This is a genomic window from Paraburkholderia sp. MM6662-R1 (assembly GCF_050436245.1).
In the GTDB taxonomy this organism is placed as follows: Bacteria; Pseudomonadota; Gammaproteobacteria; order Burkholderiales; family Burkholderiaceae; genus Paraburkholderia; species Paraburkholderia tuberum.
This window is the reverse complement of the sequence record NZ_JBNDLV010000001.1, coordinates 4,225,355-4,243,208: the sequence shown is the minus strand read 5'-3', so window position 1 is coordinate 4,243,208 and position 17,854 is coordinate 4,225,355. Positions and strand designations below refer to the sequence as shown.

Sequence of the window (17,854 nt, the reverse complement as noted above, 5' to 3'; positions counted from 1 at the left end):
GCACGACGCGGCAGCCGTTAAAGCCGACCGACCGAACGAGCGCAAAGAAACCAGCGGCAATTGAGACGAACCCGGCAGTGAACCCGGCAGTGAACCTGACGCCAGCGAAGAGACCAGGCGGTTGAGGGACAAGGAGATTGGCAACGTCGTAGAGGGTCAACGGAACATGCCCGAAATTCTAACACCCCACGGTTGAGCCCTTTGGCATTTATGGCAAAATGCCCCGCTCTAGACTTGGTCGCGGCACATGCCCGGCCTGTCCCGATTTGCCGCCCGCGCGCGGCCCATCACTGAGTCCGCAGGAACACCAAGACCTTATGACGGAAACCGTAGCACTCAAGATCGTCCAGCGCATCGCCACCGAACTGTCCGTCCAGCCGCGCCAGGTCGCGGCCGCGGTGGAACTTCTCGACGAAGGCGCGACCGTTCCGTTCATTGCCCGTTATCGCAAGGAAGTGACCGACAATCTCGACGACACGCAACTGCGCAATCTCGAGGAACGCCTAGTCTATTTGCGCGAGCTGGAAGACCGGCGCGCGGCGATCATCGCGAGCATCGACGAACAGGGCAAGCTCACCGACGAGCTGCGCGGCGCGATCGAAGGCGCCGACAGCAAACAGGTGCTCGAAGACCTCTATCTGCCATACAAACCGAAGCGCCGCACGCGCGCGCAGATCGCGCGCGAAGCCGGCTTGCAGCCGCTCGCCGACGCGCTGCTCGGCAATCCGCTGCTCGATCCGCAAGCCGAAGCCGCGGCGTACGTGGACGCGGACAAAGGCGTCGCCGATGTGAAGGCCGCGCTCGACGGCGCGCGCGACATCCTCTCCGAACAATTCGGCGAGACCGCCGAACTGCTCGGCAAGCTGCGCGACTATCTGTTCAACCAGGGCGTGGTGTCGTCGAAGGTCGTGGAAGGCAAGGAAACCGCGGAAGAGGAGAAATTCCGCGACTACTACGACTACGCCGAAACGATCCGCACGGTGCCGTCGCATCGCGCGCTCGCACTGTTCCGCGGCCGCAATGCCGGCGTGCTGATGATCAAGCTCGGCCTCGGCGAAGAGCTCGACGCGCAGGTGCCGCACCCGGGCGAAGCGCTGATCGCGCGGCACTTCGGCATCGCCAATCAGAACCGCCCCGCCGACAAGTGGCTCTCCGACGTGTGCCGCTGGTGCTGGCGCGTGAAGGTGCAGCCGCACCTCGAAAACGAACTGCTGACCAATCTGCGCGACGAAGCCGAACACGAAGCGATCCGCGTGTTCGCGCGCAATCTGAAGGACCTGCTGCTCGCGGCGCCGGCTGGTCCGAAGGCCGTGATCGGCCTGGATCCGGGCTTGCGCACCGGCGTGAAGGTGGCGGTGGTCGACCGCACCGGCAAGGTGCTCGCGACCGACACGATCTACCCGCACGAGCCGCGCCGCGACTGGGACGGCTCGCTCGCGAAGCTCGCGCGAATCGCCGCGCAAACGCAGGCCGAGCTGATCAGCATCGGCAACGGCACCGCGTCGCGTGAGACGGACAAGCTCGCGAGCGAGCTGATCGCGCGTCATCCGGAGCTGAAGCTGCAGAAGATCGTCGTGTCCGAAGCCGGCGCGTCGGTGTACTCGGCGTCCGAGCTTGCCGCGAAGGAATTCCCCGCCATGGACGTGTCGCTGCGCGGCGCCGTGTCGATTGCGCGACGTCTGCAGGACCCGCTCGCCGAGCTCGTGAAGATCGAGCCGAAGGCGATCGGCGTCGGCCAGTATCAGCACGACGTGAACCAGCGCGAACTCGCGCGCTCGCTCGACGCGGTCGTCGAAGACTGCGTGAATGCGGTCGGCGTCGATGCGAACACCGCGTCGGTCGCGCTGCTCGCGCGGGTGTCGGGTTTAAACGCAACGCTCGCGCGCAACATCGTCGACTATCGCGATGCGAACGGGCCGTTCCCGTCGCGCGAGCATCTACGCAAGGTGCCGCGTCTCGGCGACAAGACCTTCGAGCAGGCTGCCGGCTTCCTGCGCATCAATAACGGCGAGAATCCGCTCGACCGTTCGTCGGTGCACCCGGAAGCGTATCCGGTCGTCCAGCGCATCCTCGCGAAGATCAGTAAGCAGGTCGGCGAAGTGCTCGGCAATCGCGACGCGTTGCGCGGACTGTCACCCACCGAATTCGTCGACGAGCGTTTCGGTCTTCCAACCGTGCGCGACATCCTGGTCGAACTCGAGAAGCCGGGCCGCGATCCGCGTCCCGAGTTCAAGACCGCGACGTTCCGCGAAGGTGTCGAGAAGGTCAGCGATCTGATCCCGGGCATGGTGCTCGAAGGCGTCGTGACGAACGTCGCGGCGTTCGGCGCGTTCATCGACGTCGGTGTGCATCAGGATGGCCTCGTGCACGTGTCGGCGATGTCGACGAAGTTCGTGAAGGACCCGCATGAGGTCGTGAAAGCCGGTCAGATCGTCAAGGTCAAGGTGCTCGAAGTCGACGTGAAGCGCCAGCGTATCGCACTGACGATGCGTCTCGACGACGAACCCGGTGCAGCGGCCGCGCGCAGCGGCGGCGGTGCGCAGCAGGATCGCGGTGGCTCGGGCGGCAGCTTCAATCGCGGCGGAACGGGACGCGGTGCGCCGCAACGCTCGCGCGAACCGGAGCCGGGCGGCGCGATGGCGGCTGCGTTTGCGAAGCTCAAGCAGAAGTGAGCGTCACGGACCGGAGCACGTCGTCGCACGCGCTCCGGTCCGTGACATGACTGCGTCGCGCGCTCAACCGCTTGCACGCGCGCATGAACAAAAAGCCCACGCATTGCGTGGGCTTTTTGTTTGCGCTCCCGCACGTCACGCGCGAGCCGTCAAATCTCGATCTTCGTTCCCAGTTCCACGACCCGGTTAGCCGGGATGCTGAAGAAGTCGGTCGGCTTCGCGGCGTTCTGATGCATCCACGCGAACACACGCTCGCGCCATACCGACATGCCCGGCAATTGCGTCGGCACCACCGTTTCGCGCGCGAGGAAGAATGACGTATCCATCAATTCGAAGCTCATGTCGTGCGTGCGGCCGACGTCGAGCAGCACCGCCTTCACGTCGGGCGTTTCGTTAAAGCCGTAGGCTGCCTTCACCAGCCACAGGCCACCGTTCATGTCCTTCACGGTCACGCGATCGGCGTCCTTCACGTACGGAATGTCGCGCGTGACGAAAGTCAGAAAGATCGTGCGCTCGTGCAGCACCTTGTTGTGTTTCAGATTGTGCAGCAGGCTCACCGGCACCAGCGAATCGCTGCCGGTCAGATAGATCGCGGTGCCCGACACGCGATGCGGCGGATGCGCGAGCAGGCCTTGCAGGAACGGCATCAGCGGAATACCGTCGGCGGCCGTGCGTTCCTTCACGATCATCCTGCCCTTGAACCACGTCATCAGCAGGAAGAACAGCAGGCCGCCGATACACAGCGGCAACCAGCCGCCCTCTTCGACCTTCAGCAGGTTCGCGCCGAAGAAGCCCAGGTCGACCACCATGAACACGCCGATGATGAGCCCAACCAGCAGTTTGTTCCAGTTCCACACCTTCACCATCACGACGCAGGCAAGGATCGTCGTGATCACCATCGTTGCCGTCACCGCGATACCGTACGCGGCCGCCAGATTGTCCGAGCTCTTGAACGCGATCACGATGCACAGGATGATGAACAGCAGCATCCAGTTCACGACCGGCACATAGATCTGCCCGATCGCGAGTTCGGACGTGTGCAGGACCTTCATGCGCGGCACGTAGCCGAGCTGGATCGCCTGGCTCGTCAGCGAGTACGCGCCCGAAATCACCGCCTGCGACGCGATCACCGTCGCGACCGTCGACAGCACGACGAGCGGCAACAACGCCCAGTCCGGCGCGAGCAGGAAGAACGGATTTTCGATCGCCTTTGGGTCGTGCATCAGCAGCGCGCCCTGGCCGAAGTAGTTCAGCACGAGCGAAGGCATCACGAGCACGTACCACGCCATGCGGATCGGCTGCGCGCCGAAGTGGCCCATGTCCGCGTACAGCGCCTCCGCGCCGGTCAGCACCAGCACGACCGAGCCGAGCACCACGTAGGCCTGCAGCACGTGCGCGGCCATGAACGTGTACGCGTAGTAGGGATTGAGCGCCTGGATCACATTCGGCGACTGCATGATGTGCCACAGGCCGAGCACGGCGAGCACGAGGAACCAAAGCGTCATGATCGGCCCGAACAGACGGCCGACCGTGGCCGTGCCGTGCCGCTGGATCCAGAACAGCACGATCAGGATCACGACGGTCAGCGGAATCACCAGATGCGACAGATGCGGCGCGGCGATCTGGAGACCTTCGACCGCCGAGATCACCGAGATTGCCGGCGTGATCACCGCGTCGCCGTAAAACATGCAGGCGCCGAAGATGCCGAGCATCATCAGAAGGCCGGCCATTTTCGATTTCTGATCGACCGAGCGCATCGCCAGCGCCATCAGCGCGAGGACGCCGCCCTCGCCGTTGTTGTCGGCGCGCATCACGAACAGCACGTACTTGACGCCGACCACGATCACGATTGCCCAGAACAGCAGCGAAATAACGCCAAGGATCGACTGATCGGTCAACGGGATGCCGTGCGACGGACTGAAGGCTTCCTTCAGCGCGTACAACGGGCTCGTACCGATGTCGCCGAACACCACTCCGATCGCGGCAATCGCAAGGGAAGGCAGTGGCTGTTTGTGTACGTGATTGTTATCTGTCATGGACGCGAGGAAATCCGTTCCGGGGCGGAAAAAACGACCGCTATTTTAAACTGCCCATCCGGTACCGCCCGGCTTGTTGTGGATACGCCACGTGGATGTCCGCGCAGTGTAGCACTGCGATATGGACGCGCCTGTCGCGGTGCGGACGTCCTGGCGCCGCGCGTGACGCATAAAAAAACGGAGCCCGACTGGGCTCCGTTTTGTGACACCGCGATGCCGCACGAGATCCGATGCGACAAAGCGTGAGGCGCGCGGCTTCGCGTCAATTGCCCGACGCCTCATCGGCCTGGGCGATGCCGCGCTTGATCCACGCGCCGAGGTTGTGCGGACGCACCGTGTCCCACTCCTCGAACGGCTGATGAATCCACGGGTTGGTCGGCAGATACTGCACGTGGTAATCGGGCTTCACCTTCGAGCAGCCCTTGTACCACAGCACGGCCGAGCGCACCGCGGTGATGGCCGGATAGCGTTCCTTCAGATGCTGCTGCACGCGCGCGAGCGTGACGCCCGAATCGACGAGGTCGTCGACGAGCAGCACGTTACCGTGCAGTTCGCCGCGCGTCATCGTGATGTATTGCGCGATGTCGAGTTCGCCCTGCTGCGTGCCCGCTGCCTCGCGATAAGAGCTCGTTGCCAGAATCGCCAACGGCAGATCGTAGATGCGCGACAGCTGGTCGCCGACGCGCAGACCGCCGCGCGCGAGGCACAGGATCTTGTCGAACTTCCAGCCCGATTCGTGCACGGCAAGTGCGAGCATCTCGATCAGCCGGTGATATTCGTCCCAGCCGACCCACAGGTTCTTGTCGTCGTTGCGCGGATCTTTCATCGCGATCATGGGTACACCTTGCATCGCTTAGACCTTGAACGGATGACGCAGCAGAATCGTTTCGTCGCGGTCCGGACCGGTGGAGACCATGTCGATCGGAATGCCCGCGACTTCCTGCACGCGCGTCAGGTACGCACGCGCGTTGGCGGGCAGCTTGTCCCACTCCTTGATGCCGACCGTGCTTTCCTTCCATCCCGCAAAGGTTTCGTAGACCGGTACGCAGCGCGCGACTTCCGTCGCGCCGCGCGGCAGCAGATCGACGTTGTGGCCGTCGATCGTGTAGCCGACGCACAGCTTCACTTCGTCGAGACCGTCGAGCACGTCGAGCTTGGTCATGCACAGGCCCGTCACGCCGTTGATCTGGATCGAGCGACGCAGCGCGGAGACGTCGAGCCAGCCGGTGCGGCGCGGACGGCCGGTGACCGAGCCGAATTCCTTGCCGACGGTGGCGAGTTCGAGGCCGATCGGGTCCTGGCGCGAGGCATTGTCCGCATCGTACAGTTCGCTCGGGAACGGGCCCGAACCGACACGCGTGCAGTACGCCTTCGTGATGCCGACGATGTAGTTGAGCTTCTGCGGACCGACGCCCGCGCCCGCCGTCGCGGCACCCGCGACGCAGTTGCTCGAGGTGACGAACGGATAGGTGCCATGGTCGATGTCGAGCAGCGTGCCCTGCGCGCCTTCGAACAGCAGATTGCCGCCGTTCGCGTTGACGTCGTAGAGACGGCGCGACACGTCGGTGACCATCGGCTTCAGTCGGTCGGCGTAGCTCAGCATCGTGTCGAGCGTTTGCTGGAAGTCGACCGCGGCAGCGCCGAGGTACTGTGTGAGCACGAAGTTGTGATAGTCGAGGTTTTCGCGCAGACGCTCGGCGAAGGCTGGTGCGTCGAACAGGTCCTGCACGCGCAGGCCGCGGCGCGCGACCTTGTCTTCGTAGGCCGGGCCGATGCCGCGGCCGGTCGTGCCGATCTTGCTCGCGCCGCGGCGCGCTTCGCGGCCCTGGTCGATCGCGACGTGGTACGGCAGGATCAGCGTGGTGGCTTCGGAAATGAACAGGCGCTTCTGGACGTCGATGCCGGCGGCTTCGAGTTCGCCGATTTCCTTGAACAGCGCTTCCGGCGACAACACGACGCCATTGCCGATGTAGCACGCGACGCCGGGATGCATGATGCCCGACGGAATCAGACGCAAGATGGTTTTCTTGCCGCCGATGATAAGCGTGTGACCGGCATTGTGACCGCCCTGGAAGCGAACGACGCCCTGAGCGTGGTCCGTCAGCCAGTCGACGATCTTGCCCTTGCCCTCATCACCCCATTGGGTACCCACGACGACGACGTTGCGCCCGGGGTTCACATTCACTGCGCTGGCAGACATGTTGTTTCGTAAGCTGGTTAAAAACGTATTTTACCTAGGTTCGCGGAAGCTTCCGGAATTTTTCCGTTTCCGCTCAACGGTATGCACGTTATGTTGAGTATTGGGAGGGATGCGCGGCCGCGCAGAGTCGCTCGACCGCGCGCGATTCGGGCGGTGGTCGCGCCGCCCTCGGGCGAGCGTCGGGGGACGGGTCCCCGGCAGCGTAGATCGGAACGCGCGGCTCAAGCGCGCGGTTCAACCACCCATGCGCCATTGCGCTCGACCAGCACCCGGTCGAACGCGAATTCATCGAGATCGTGCTTGTGGCCAGGCAGCGCCTGGATTACCACTTCACCGCCATCGCGCAATGCCGCGACCGCCACGCGCAACGCTTCGTCGTGCCGCCACGGCGCAAGGATCGCGCTGCTGCGCGCTTCGACCGGCGAGATCCGCGCGACTTCGCGCAGATCCAGCGAAAAGCCGGTTGCCGCGCGAGCGCGGCCATAGGCCTGACCGACGTGGTCGTAACGGCCGCCGCGCGCGACCGCGTTCGGCACGCCGTCCACGTAAGCGGAGAACATCACGCCGCTGTGGTACGCGTAGCCGCGCAGATCGGCGAGGTCGATCATCACTTCGGCGCCGTCGACCTGGCTCGCGAGGAACGCGAGGTCGTCGAGCGCGCGGGCGATCGCCGGTGAATTCGGCAGACGCGCGCGGGCCTCTTCGAGCACCGACGCGTCGCCGTACAGCGTCGTCAGCGCGCGCAGCGCATCGCGAATCACCGGCGAGAATTGCGCGGTCATCTCGACCAGACGCGGCACGTCCTTGCCGGCCAGCGCGTCGTAGAGCGCCGGGCCCAGTTCCTCGGCGGCCGGCTCGGCTTCGATCAGCGCGGCCAGCACGCCCGCGTGACACAGGTCCAGACGCACCTTCGCGAGGCCGGCGAGACGCAGCGCGTCGAGCATCAGCTGCTGGATTTCGAGGTCCGCTTCGAGCCCCGCGTGGCCGTAGATTTCCGCCCCGATCTGGATCTGCTCACGCGTCGCATGCAGGCCGCGCGGGCGCGTATGCGCGACGTTGCCCGCATAGCAAAGACGCGTGACGCCTTGGCGGTTCAGCAGATGCGCGTCGATGCGCGCGACCTGCGGCGTGATGTCGGCGCGCAGACCGAGCGTGCGGCCCGACAGCTGATCGACGAGCTTGAAGGTGCGCAGATTTAGATCGTGCCCACCGCCCGTCAGCAGCGACTCGATGTATTCGAGCAGCGGCGGCATCACCATCTCGTAGCCGTACGAGCGGAAACGGTCCAGCAAATGACGCCGCAATTCTTCGATCTTGCGGGCCTCCGACGGCAGCACGTCGGCGATATTCTCAGGAAGCAACCAGGTCGACATCGATACAGTCCTACGGCGTTGAACACGGCGTCTTGCAGCGCCGATGATGAGTGTGAATGACGTAGAGCGGCTTGATTCTGGCGGCTGACACAGACGCCCGGGCGGCGCTTTGCGGCACGCGCGCGACGCGCGGCGGCGTGGCCGGTCAGTACGCGTTTTGCTCGGGCCGGCAAAACACGCCGCAACACGCGGCGTTCGTCAGACAAGCAAGCCGGCTTCAGGTCGCGATGAACAGTAGAACCAGCCCGAGCAACATCACGATGAGCCCTCCGACACGAATCTGATGCGGCGGTCGTTCCGCTATTTTACGGAACGTGTCGCGCCAGGCGGTTGGAAAAACGAACGGAAACATCCCCTCGATAATCAGCATCAGCGCGATCGCGAGCAATAACGAACCAGCTATGTCCATGCGAGTGAAGCGGCCGCGATGCGGATGCCGCGGCCTTCGGTAATCAGCGTTTGCGCGCAGCAGGCGCGGAAGCGTCCGGGGCGACGCCGCCGGTCGGGCTACGCATGAAGCGGAAGAACTCGCTACTGGAGTCGACCACGATCAGGTCGCCCGGCTTGAAGGTCTTCCGGTACGCCTGCATGCTTTGATAAAACTGGTAGAACTGCGGATCCTTGCCGAACGCTTCGGCAGCGATCTCCGCGGCCTTTGCATCGCCTTCGCCGCGAATGCCCTGCGCCTGCGCGAGGCCGTCGGCGAGCACCGCCTGCTGCTTCGCGAGCGCGTCCGCGCGGATCTGGTTCGCTTCGGCGGCGCCCTTCGCTCGCTCGTCCACCGCGACCTGCTTGCGCGCGGCGATCATGCGCTTGAATACCGAGTCGGCCACCGCTGCCGGGAAATCGACGCGCGTGAGTTGCACATCCACGACCGATACGCCGAGCGATGCCGCGCCCTTGTCCATCGCACCGCGGGCCTGTTCGGCGATCGCCGGTTGTTTGGCGAGCGCGTCGGACAGCGTGAACTTGCCGAACGCGTCGCCGAGCGCGCCGCGCGACAGCAGCGCGAGCCGGTCGGGCAGACTCTGCGGATCACCCTTCGTTTCGGCGATCAGCTTCAGCGGATCGGTCACGCGGAACTTGATCACCGGGTTGACCAGCAGATCGGTTTTGTCGGACGTGACGTAATGATCTTCGTCGGGTGCGTCGAGCGACTGGATGCGATTGTCGACGAACGCGACCGTTTGCAGCGGCGGCGGCAGCTTCACGTGCAGCCCCGGGCCGAGCAGCGTGGGCGTCGCGTCGCCGCGCCCGGACAACACAGCCATATGCCGTTGATCGACGACGAACACCATCGACGATGCCGCGAACAGCACGATGACGAGCGCGACGACGAGCGCAATGATTCGGTTCATATTCTTGTGCGCTCCTTATTGAACGTCGTCTTCGCGCATGCGATTGCGGAACGCTTCGCGCGAGCGCAGCGACGCGGCGCTCGGCCGGCTCGCTGGCGCAGGCGCGGAAGCGGCGGGTGCGGATGCGCCATCGGCGGCGGAGCCTGCCGCGGCACCGGTCTCAGCGGCCGACGCGGCCGACGGCGCGGCCGCACTCGCCGCTTGCGGCGCGCCCGCGACAGCAGGACCCGAAGCGGCGGCGCCCGCCGCCGCGGCCTGGCGTTCGCGATTCTGCTCGACGAGCCTGTCGAGCGGCAGATACAGCACGTTGTTGCCGTTCTTCGCGTCGACGAACACCTTGGTCGCGTTCGCGTAAATCTGCTGCATGGTTTCCATGTACAGGCGGAAGCGCACGACGGCCGGCGCCTTCGCGTATTGGGCGTAGACCTGGTTGAAGCGCTCGGCCTCGGCCTGCGCCTGCGCGACCGTGGTCTGGCTATAGGTTTTGGCTTCCTGGACCTGACGATCGACGTCGGCCTGCGCGCGCGGCAGAAGATCGGCCGCATAAGCCTGCGCATCGCGTTTCGCGCGTTCGTTTTCGTCGTGTACCTTCGCAGCGTCGGCGAACGCGGGTTGCACCTGCTCGGGCACCTGCACGCTCTGGATCGTCACGCCCGTGACTGCCAGACCGGACTGGTCCTGATCGAGCGATTGCTGGATCGCCGCGATCAGCTGCTGGCGCAAAGTTTCGTGATCCTGATCGAGGATATCGCTAGTGCTCTGCGCGCCGACGATGCCGCGCACCGCCGCCTGCGCGGCATGCATCACGCTCTGATCGGGATCGACGCTGCGAAACAGAAAGTCGTTGGGCTTGCGCACCTGGTACTGCACGGCGAAGCGCACGTCGACGATGTCGCCGTCGTGCGTGAGCATTGATGCGTCCTTCACGTTCGCGAGACGCACCACATTGCTACGGCCGATCTCGACCTGGCGGATCTGCCCGACATTGACGAACTCGTGGGACTCGAACGGAAACGGCAGACGCCAGTGCACGCCCGGCTCCGCGGTATAGCGATACTTGCCGAACTGCAGCACGACGGCCGCCTGGCCATCCTGCACGACGAACACACCGCTGCCGAGATAGATCGCGATCAGCACGCCGATCACGATGCCGACGCCGATGCGCGCGCCACGGCCGTTGTCAGGACGGCCACCGCCGACACCGCCGCCCCTGCGCCCGAAAATCCGGGACAGACGGCGATTGAATTCGCGCCACATTTCGTCGAGGTCGGGCGGACCTTCACCGTCGCGTGCCGGTCGCTTCGGATCGTTCGGCCGTTGCCGGTCGCCGTTGCCGTCGCCCCGGCCCCAACGCGGATCGTTCAGTGAAAGCAAGGCGCGCATACGCAGCCAGATACTCCGCTCGTTGTAATCGTTCACCTGTGTTCGTTCACCAGAGTAGACAGCGGGTCAGTGCAATTGGAACGGGTCAGTGCCCGAGTTCTGGAACCTTGCGGTCGTCGCGCAGTTGCGCCGCGCGGTCATCTTGCGACGCATCGAGCGGCATGTCGGCAAGCGGTTCGGCTGTAGCGATTTCGGCGATGGCAGCGCGCAATGCATCCAGCCCCTGCCCGGTGCGCGCGCTCAAAAAGACGCGCGAAATATTACCATACTCGTCCCGCTCGACCGCGTCGCCACGGGCTGCCAGCTCTGGCACCGCGTCGATCTTGTTGAACACGAGCACCTGACGGATCGTGTCCGCGCCGATCGCGTGCAACACCTCGTTGACCTGATCGATCTGGTCGAGCCGCACCGCGCTCGATGCATCGACGACATGCAGCAGCAGGTCCGCGTGAATGGTTTCCTCGAGCGTCGCGCGGAACGCGGCGACGAGCTGGTGCGGCAGCTCGCGGATGAAACCGACGGTATCGGACACCACCACCTGCCCCGCTTCGTCGCCCAGATACACGCGCCGCGAGGTGGTATCGAGCGTGGCGAACAACTGGTCGGCGGCATACGCCTGCGCCTTGGTCAGCGCGTTGAAGAGCGTCGATTTGCCGGCGTTCGTGTAGCCGACGAGCGACACCGACATCGTCTGGTTGCGATGCCGCGCCCGGCGTTGCGTGCCATGCTGGCGGCGCAGCTTGTCGAGGCGGATCTTGAGCGCCTTGATGCGCTCGCCGATCAGCCGGCGGTCGGTTTCGAGCTGCGTCTCGCCTGGACCGCGCAATCCGATACCGCCCTTCTGACGTTCGAGGTGGGTCCACGCGCGAATCAGCCGGGTCGACAGATATTGCAGCTGCGCGAGTTCGACCTGCAGCTTGCCTTCGTGGCTGCGCGCGCGCTGCGCGAAAATGTCGAGGATCAGACTGGTGCGATCGACCACGCGCCGATTAAGCGCCCGCTCCAGATTGCGCTGCTGCGCAGGCGCCAGAGCATGGTTGAAGATCACGAGTTCGATGTCGTTTGCTTCGCACGCAAGGCGCAATTCTTCGGCCTTGCCGCTGCCGACGAACATCTTCGCGTCGGGACTGGAACGGCGTCCGGTGAGGGTGACCAGGGGGTTCGCGCCCGCGCTGTGCGCGAGCAGGCTGAGTTCTTCGAGACTGGCTTCGAAATCGATCTTGCCGAAGTCGATGCCAACGAGCGCTGCATTGATCAAATTGGAGGGTATCAAAATGACGCGGCCGGGAGTGATCGCCAACGGGCGACAGTGTGCCGGCCGCGGCGAGGGTTAGGACTGTTCGGAATCCGGGTGGAAATTCACCGGACGGGCAGGCACGACCGTCGAAATGGCGTGCTTGTAGACCATCTGGGTGACCGTATTCCGGAGCAACACGACGTACTGGTCGAACGATTCGATGTTCCCTTGAAGCTTGATGCCGTTGACCAGGTAGATCGACACCGGCACATGCTCTTTACGCAGTGCGTTCAAAAACGGGTCTTGTAACAATTGCCCTTTGTTGCTCATAGCAAACTCCGTATTTTTTTGCAGGTTGACTGAATTGACGGCGAAGAAAAAGAGATCCGCCGCCAACCGCTACACTATAGCTGATTTTCATTTCGACGCGCGGGCCCGGGACCCCCGGCCAAACCCAGCATACACGCGGGTTTCAGCCCAGCTTTAAGACCAGCTTCAGCTTGCTTCAGCCTTTGTCCGCGTAAGGGTTCGTCGACGATCTGAACTCTATTCGCAATGGAGTCCCCGTCAGCTTGAAAGTTTCCCGGAAGCGATTTTCGAGGTACCGCTTATACGTGTCGGTGATCGCGTCGAGCGCATTGCCGTGAATCACGATAATCGGCGGATTCTGTCCGCCCTGGTGTGCGTAACGCAGCTTCGGACGCACTGGACCGCGACGGCGCGGCTGCTGGAATTCGACCGCCTCGATCAGCGCGCGCGTCAGCTTCGGCGTCGGTAGCTTCGACATCGCGGCCGTGTACGCGTCGTCGACCGAACGCATCAGCGGCCCGATTCCGGTTTTTTCCGCGGCGGAAATGAAATGGAATTTGGCGAAGTCCAGAAATTTTAGTTTGCGTTCGAGGTCGGCTTTGGTGCGCTCGCGCACATGCGGATCGAGACCGTCCCATTTGTTCACGCCAACCACCAGCGCGCGGCCCTGCTCGACGACGAAGCCAGCGATGTGCGCATCCTGATCCGAGATGTCCTGACGCGCGTCGAGCAGCAGGATCACGACGTTCGCATCGGAGATCGACTGCAGCGTCTTCACGACCGAGAACTTTTCGATCGCCTCGAACACCTTGCCGCGGCGGCGCAGGCCGGCCGTGTCGATCAGCGTATACGGCTTGCCGTTGCGCTCGAAATCGACGTAGATCGAGTCGCGCGTAGTGCCGGGCATGTCGAACGCGATCACGCGCTCTTCGCCGACCAGCGCATTGATCAGCGTCGACTTACCAACGTTCGGCCGGCCGACGATGGCGATCTTCACGCCGCGCGCTTCCTTGTCTTCCTCGCTCTCTTCCGGCTGACCGGCATACGCGACTTCGAGCGCCTCGTTGATCATGTCGGTGACGCCGTCGCCGTGCGCGGCCGAAATCGCGCGCGGATCGCCGAGACCGAGTTCGTAGAAGTCGGCCGCGACGTTGGCGTACTTCATGCCCTCGGCCTTGTTCACGACGAGGAAGATCGGCCGGCCAACCTTGCGCAGATAGTCGGCGATCGACTTGTCCTGCGGCGCGAGACCGTTGCGCCCATCGACGATGAACACGACGACGTCCGACTCCTCGACCGCCTGGCGGGTCTGGCGCGCCATCTCGTGCAGGATGCCGTCTTTCGCGACCGGCTCGAAGCCGCCGGTGTCGACGACCAGATACGGCCGCTCGCCGGCGCGTCCTTCACCGTAATGGCGATCGCGCGTGAGACCGGGCAGGTCGGCAACCAGCGCATCACGCGAACGCGTAAGGCGGTTGAACAGCGTGGATTTCCCCACATTGGGGCGCCCAACGAGGGCAATAACGGGTTTCATCTGATGTTGTTCACGGTGAAACGCGGGATCGCAACCGATCGCGCGCGTAGCGACGCCAGGCGGGCGCCACGGGGTGGCGTTCTGACGAAATTATCACGAATTCAGCCTGCTCCGGATGCGCGATCGATATGCGCATCCAGGCGGACGGGCGTGGACTGCACAGACGCCGCCGGGGGCGCCTGCTTCAGACCGGGCTGCTCGACGGCTGACGCGCTCGTGTTCGAGGGCGTCTTTAATTTGCAAGGCCGTCGACGAAGCGCACGCGCCGCCTTGCGTGCCGGCGGCCACAGCCTCGATCCGACTTGCCGGACCAGCCCGTCCGGCGATTTTTTCTATTGAGCCTGCCCGATCACGCGACGGGCAGCGTGGCAACCCGACGCAGGAGCCGCACGCCAAAGCCGGCGCAGACTTCAATTAAAAAGCGCGCGGCCGGCAAAGCCGGCCTGCGCGCCTGACATCATCTATCGCGATCAGCGCGGACGATAGCCGAACAGGCCGCCGTCGCGCGTCTGTACGACCAGCGTGTCGCCAGCCAGCACCGGCGCCGCGGTAATCGCGCTGCCGTCGGTCTTCACTCGTGCGACGAGCGTGCCGTCGACGGTCGACAGGAAATGCACGAAGCCCTTGTAGTCGCCGAACACGGCCGCGCGGCCGAGCAGCGTCGGCACGCTCAGGTCGCGGTTCTTCAGCGTGTCGTTCTTCCACAGCACCGAGCCGTTGTTCACGTCAAATGCGGACACGACCGACCAGTCGTCGGCGGCGACCACGCTGCGCTCATCCTGCGCGAGGCCGGTCGTGCTCGAGAACGGCTTGCCCCACAGCGCGCGGCCCGAGTTGGCGTCGAAACAGCCAATCTGGCCCTGGAACGTCACGGCGCAGGTCTCCGAACCCACCAGCGTGGGCGGGCCGGTCACGTCGTTGATACGCTCGACCTCGGTCACGCCCTTCGGATACGACACCGGCGTCTGCCAGTAGGCGTCGCCCGTCTGCAAGTTGATCGCGGCGAACGAGCCGCCCGGGAAGCCGGCCAGCACGGCCGCGTCACCTGCGAACGTCATGCCCGACGACACGCGCAGGTTCAGCGGCACCGCGCGGTTGCGGAAGTTCCACTTCTGCTCGCCGGTTTGCGCGTTGAACGCTACGATCTGGCCGTCGATCGTGCGCACGATCACGAGGCCGTTGCCGACGAGCGGCGGCGTAATGATCTCGCCCGGCGCCTTCGCGGTCCACAGCTGCTTGCCGTCCGCGCCTAGCACGTACACGTCGCCCTTCAAGCCACCGACCGCGGTGAGCGTGCCATCGCTGCCGACGCCCGCCGACAGATCATCGTGCAACTTGACGCGCCAAACGTCCTTGCCCGTTTGCGCGTCGATCTTGGCGACCGTGCCATTCGTGCCGGCAGCATACACGGCATTGCCGACCGCAACCGGCGAGAACAGGTAGCGGCCCGCCTTGCCGACGCTCGCCGACCAGGACTGCTGCACGTCGAGCACGGGTTTGAACTCGGTGAGCGGCGTCGGCACACGGCGCTCGTCTTTCGTGGATGAGCAAGCCGCCAGCGTGAGAACGGTCATCGCACAGATAACGGGCACGGCGTAACGTTTCAGCAGATTCATCGGTGGACGAAGCATTCAGGAAATTGGATTAAAGGAGACCGCCTTGCGGTCGTGGCTCGCGGCGCGCCGCGCGGGACGCTCAGCCGCCAAGCGCATCCAGCTTGAACTGGATCAGCTGGCGCGCCGAACTGTCGCTGTTCGACAGCGAGTCGAGCGCGAGCTTGTAGGCCGCGCGCGCGTCGTCGCGCTTGCCCTGGGCGGCGAGCAGGTCGCCGCGGCGGTCCGCCACGACGCCCTTGAAGGCATCGGATTGTGGCTCGGCCAGGAGCGCGAGGCCCTGGTCGTATGCCTTGTCGTCGAGCAGCAGCGATGCCATGCGCAGCTTCGCGATCTGCTTGAACTCGTCGTCCTTCGCGTGATCGATCGTCCATTGCAGCTGCGCTTTCGCGCCGGCTTCGTCGCCAGCGACGTACAGCGCCTTGGCGGCGCCGAGCGCGGTCATCTGCGCGTAGGCAGTACGGCCGAACTTGTCTTCCATGTCGGCGGCGACGCGCGCAATCTGCGCCTTATCGCCCGATGCCGCGGCTTGCTGAACCTGGTCATACAGCACCGCGGCTTCCGCGGCCTGACGACGCTGCCAGAAATTCCAGCCGTTCCAGCTCGCGCCTGCCAGCAACACCACCAGCACGATCCACGTGGTCGCATTGCCCCACTGCGTCCACCATGCCTTCAGACTTTCGATCGATTCTTGTTCGTCGTGGTAACTCATTGCCCGGCGATTTCCTCATTCTTGCTACGTGTGCGTGTCGAGCCAGCCGGCCCAACGACATCGCGATCAGTCGTCGCCGTCTTCGGCGGATGCAACCATCGCATTGATTAGATATTCGGTCAAGTCTTCGGCGGGCACGTTCTGTTGCTCGTTCTTACCGCCGTGGGCTTGCGTATCGCGCAGCGGTTTCACGCCGACCGTGCCGTTGGCGATCTCATCTTCGCCGAGCACGACCGCGAACGCGGCGCCGCTCGCGTCGGCGCGCTTCATCTGCGACTTGAAACTTGCCGACTGACCGTCCGCGCTGCAGTGCAGGATCACGTCGAGACCGGTATCGCGCAGACGCTCGGCGATGATGAACGCCTGCTCGCGCGCGGTGTCGCCCTGATGGACCACGTACACGTCGCAACCTTCGTCTTCCGGCACGAGCTGTTCTTCCTTAAGCAGCTCGAGAATCCGCTCGACGCCCATCGCCCAGCCGCACGCAGCCGTCGGCTTGCCGCCGAGCTGTTCGATCAGCGGATCGTAGCGGCCGCCCGCCGCGACCGTGCCTTGCGCGCCGAGTTTGTCGGTCACCCACTCGAACACGGTCAGATTGTAGTAATCGAGACCGCGCACGAGACGCGGATTGATCGTGAACGGAAGGTTGTTCGCCTTCAGCAGACGCTGCAGAGCTTCGAAGTGCGCGCGCGATTCTTCCCCAAGAAAATCGATCAGCTTCGGCGCGTTCCGCGCAACTTCCTGCAGCGCAGGATTCTTCGTATCGAGCACGCGCAGCGGGTTCGTATAGAGACGGCGCTTCGCGTCTTCGTCGAGCACGTCCATGTGCTTTTCGAGATACGCGATCAGTTCGACACGATGCGCGGCGCGCTCTTCAGCGAGGCCCAGCGAGTTGATTTCGAGCTTGATGCCAGTCAGGCCGAGGTCGTCCCACAGACGCTGGCACATCATGATGATTTCCGCGTCCGCATCCGGACCCGCGAAACCGAGCGCCTCGACACCGACCTGGTGGAACTGGCGATAACGGCCGCGCTGCGGACGCTCGTGACGGAACATCGGACCGATATACCACAGACGCTTCGGGCCATCGTACAGCATGTTGTGTTCGATCGACGCGCGCACCACGGCCGCCGTGTTTTCCGGGCGCATCGTCAGGTTTTCGCCGTTCAATGCGTCGGTGAAGCTGTACATCTCTTTTTCGACGATGTCGGTCACTTCGCCGATACCGCGTGTGAACAGCTGCGTATGCTCGACGATCGGCGTGCGGATATTCTGGTATCCGTACGAACGCAGCATCGACTTGACGGTGGTTTCGAAAAATTCCCAGAGCCCGGCTTCCTGCGGAAGGATGTCGTTCATGCCCTTCACGCCAGACAGCTTCTCGAGCCTTTTCTTCTGTTCAGTCATCTGTGTTTCGATAGCCGGTA

General features: G+C 64.2%; 14 protein-coding genes. 1 reads left to right on the top strand and 13 read right to left on the bottom strand.

Going from position 1 to position 17,854, the window contains the following annotated elements:
* Positions 1–317 precede the first annotated feature (317 nt).
* On the top strand, positions 318–2,672 hold the full coding sequence (locus OKW39_RS20110) for a Tex family protein (RefSeq protein WP_429563350.1): 2,355 nt from the start codon (positions 318–320) through the stop codon (positions 2,670–2,672).
* Between the two features lie 149 nt (positions 2,673–2,821).
* Here OKW39_RS20110 and OKW39_RS20105 read toward each other — a convergent pair whose 3' ends face one another.
* From OKW39_RS20105 to hisS, 13 genes are all read right to left on the bottom strand, one after another.
* Positions 2,822–4,708, bottom strand: a complete 1,887-nt coding sequence (locus OKW39_RS20105) for a potassium transporter Kup (RefSeq protein ID WP_429363683.1) — start codon at positions 4,706–4,708, stop codon at positions 2,822–2,824.
* Positions 4,709–4,970: 262 nt separating this feature from the next.
* Complete coding sequence (locus tag OKW39_RS20100; RefSeq protein ID WP_167368598.1) at positions 4,971–5,543, bottom strand: phosphoribosyltransferase; 573 nt, start codon at positions 5,541–5,543, stop codon at positions 4,971–4,973.
* Positions 5,544–5,561: 18 nt separating this feature from the next.
* On the bottom strand, positions 5,562–6,908 hold the full coding sequence (locus tag OKW39_RS20095) for an adenylosuccinate synthase (protein WP_429334805.1): 1,347 nt from the start codon (positions 6,906–6,908) through the stop codon (positions 5,562–5,564).
* Between the two features lie 221 nt (positions 6,909–7,129).
* The gene (locus OKW39_RS20090) at positions 7,130–8,281 is read right to left on the bottom strand and encodes an ATP phosphoribosyltransferase regulatory subunit (RefSeq protein WP_429563349.1); all 1,152 of its coding nucleotides are present in this window, start codon (positions 8,279–8,281) and stop codon (positions 7,130–7,132) included.
* Between the two features lie 217 nt (positions 8,282–8,498).
* On the bottom strand, positions 8,499–8,690 hold the full coding sequence (locus OKW39_RS20085) for a DUF2065 domain-containing protein (protein WP_090800720.1): 192 nt from the start codon (positions 8,688–8,690) through the stop codon (positions 8,499–8,501).
* 43 nt (positions 8,691–8,733) lie between these two features.
* Positions 8,734–9,639 (bottom strand): protease modulator HflC, encoded by a 906-nt coding sequence (gene hflC / locus OKW39_RS20080; protein ID WP_090800721.1) that lies wholly within the window; start codon positions 9,637–9,639, stop codon positions 8,734–8,736.
* Between the two features lie 15 nt (positions 9,640–9,654).
* Positions 9,655–11,058 carry an FtsH protease activity modulator HflK gene (gene hflK / locus OKW39_RS20075; protein ID WP_090800723.1) on the bottom strand — a complete coding sequence of 468 codons (1,404 nt, stop codon included), beginning with the start codon at positions 11,056–11,058 and terminating at the stop codon, positions 9,655–9,657.
* Between the two features lie 49 nt (positions 11,059–11,107).
* Positions 11,108–12,295, bottom strand: a complete 1,188-nt coding sequence (hflX, locus tag OKW39_RS20070) for a GTPase HflX (protein ID WP_429334807.1) — start codon at positions 12,293–12,295, stop codon at positions 11,108–11,110.
* A gap of 57 nt (positions 12,296–12,352) precedes the next feature.
* The gene (gene hfq / locus OKW39_RS20065) at positions 12,353–12,589 is read right to left on the bottom strand and encodes an RNA chaperone Hfq (protein WP_006051315.1); all 237 of its coding nucleotides are present in this window, start codon (positions 12,587–12,589) and stop codon (positions 12,353–12,355) included.
* A gap of 175 nt (positions 12,590–12,764) precedes the next feature.
* Complete coding sequence (gene der / locus OKW39_RS20060) at positions 12,765–14,102, bottom strand: ribosome biogenesis GTPase Der (protein WP_184022435.1); 1,338 nt, start codon at positions 14,100–14,102, stop codon at positions 12,765–12,767.
* A 470-nt stretch (positions 14,103–14,572) separates the two neighbouring features.
* Positions 14,573–15,718, bottom strand: a complete 1,146-nt coding sequence (bamB, locus tag OKW39_RS20055) for an outer membrane protein assembly factor BamB (protein WP_184048933.1) — start codon at positions 15,716–15,718, stop codon at positions 14,573–14,575.
* 79 nt (positions 15,719–15,797) lie between these two features.
* The gene (locus OKW39_RS20050) at positions 15,798–16,427 is read right to left on the bottom strand and encodes a YfgM family protein (protein WP_429363675.1); all 630 of its coding nucleotides are present in this window, start codon (positions 16,425–16,427) and stop codon (positions 15,798–15,800) included.
* 66 nt (positions 16,428–16,493) lie between these two features.
* Positions 16,494–17,834 carry a histidine--tRNA ligase gene (gene hisS, locus OKW39_RS20045; protein ID WP_429563348.1) on the bottom strand — a complete coding sequence of 447 codons (1,341 nt, stop codon included), beginning with the start codon at positions 17,832–17,834 and terminating at the stop codon, positions 16,494–16,496.
* Between the last annotated feature and the right edge of the window lie 20 nt (positions 17,835–17,854).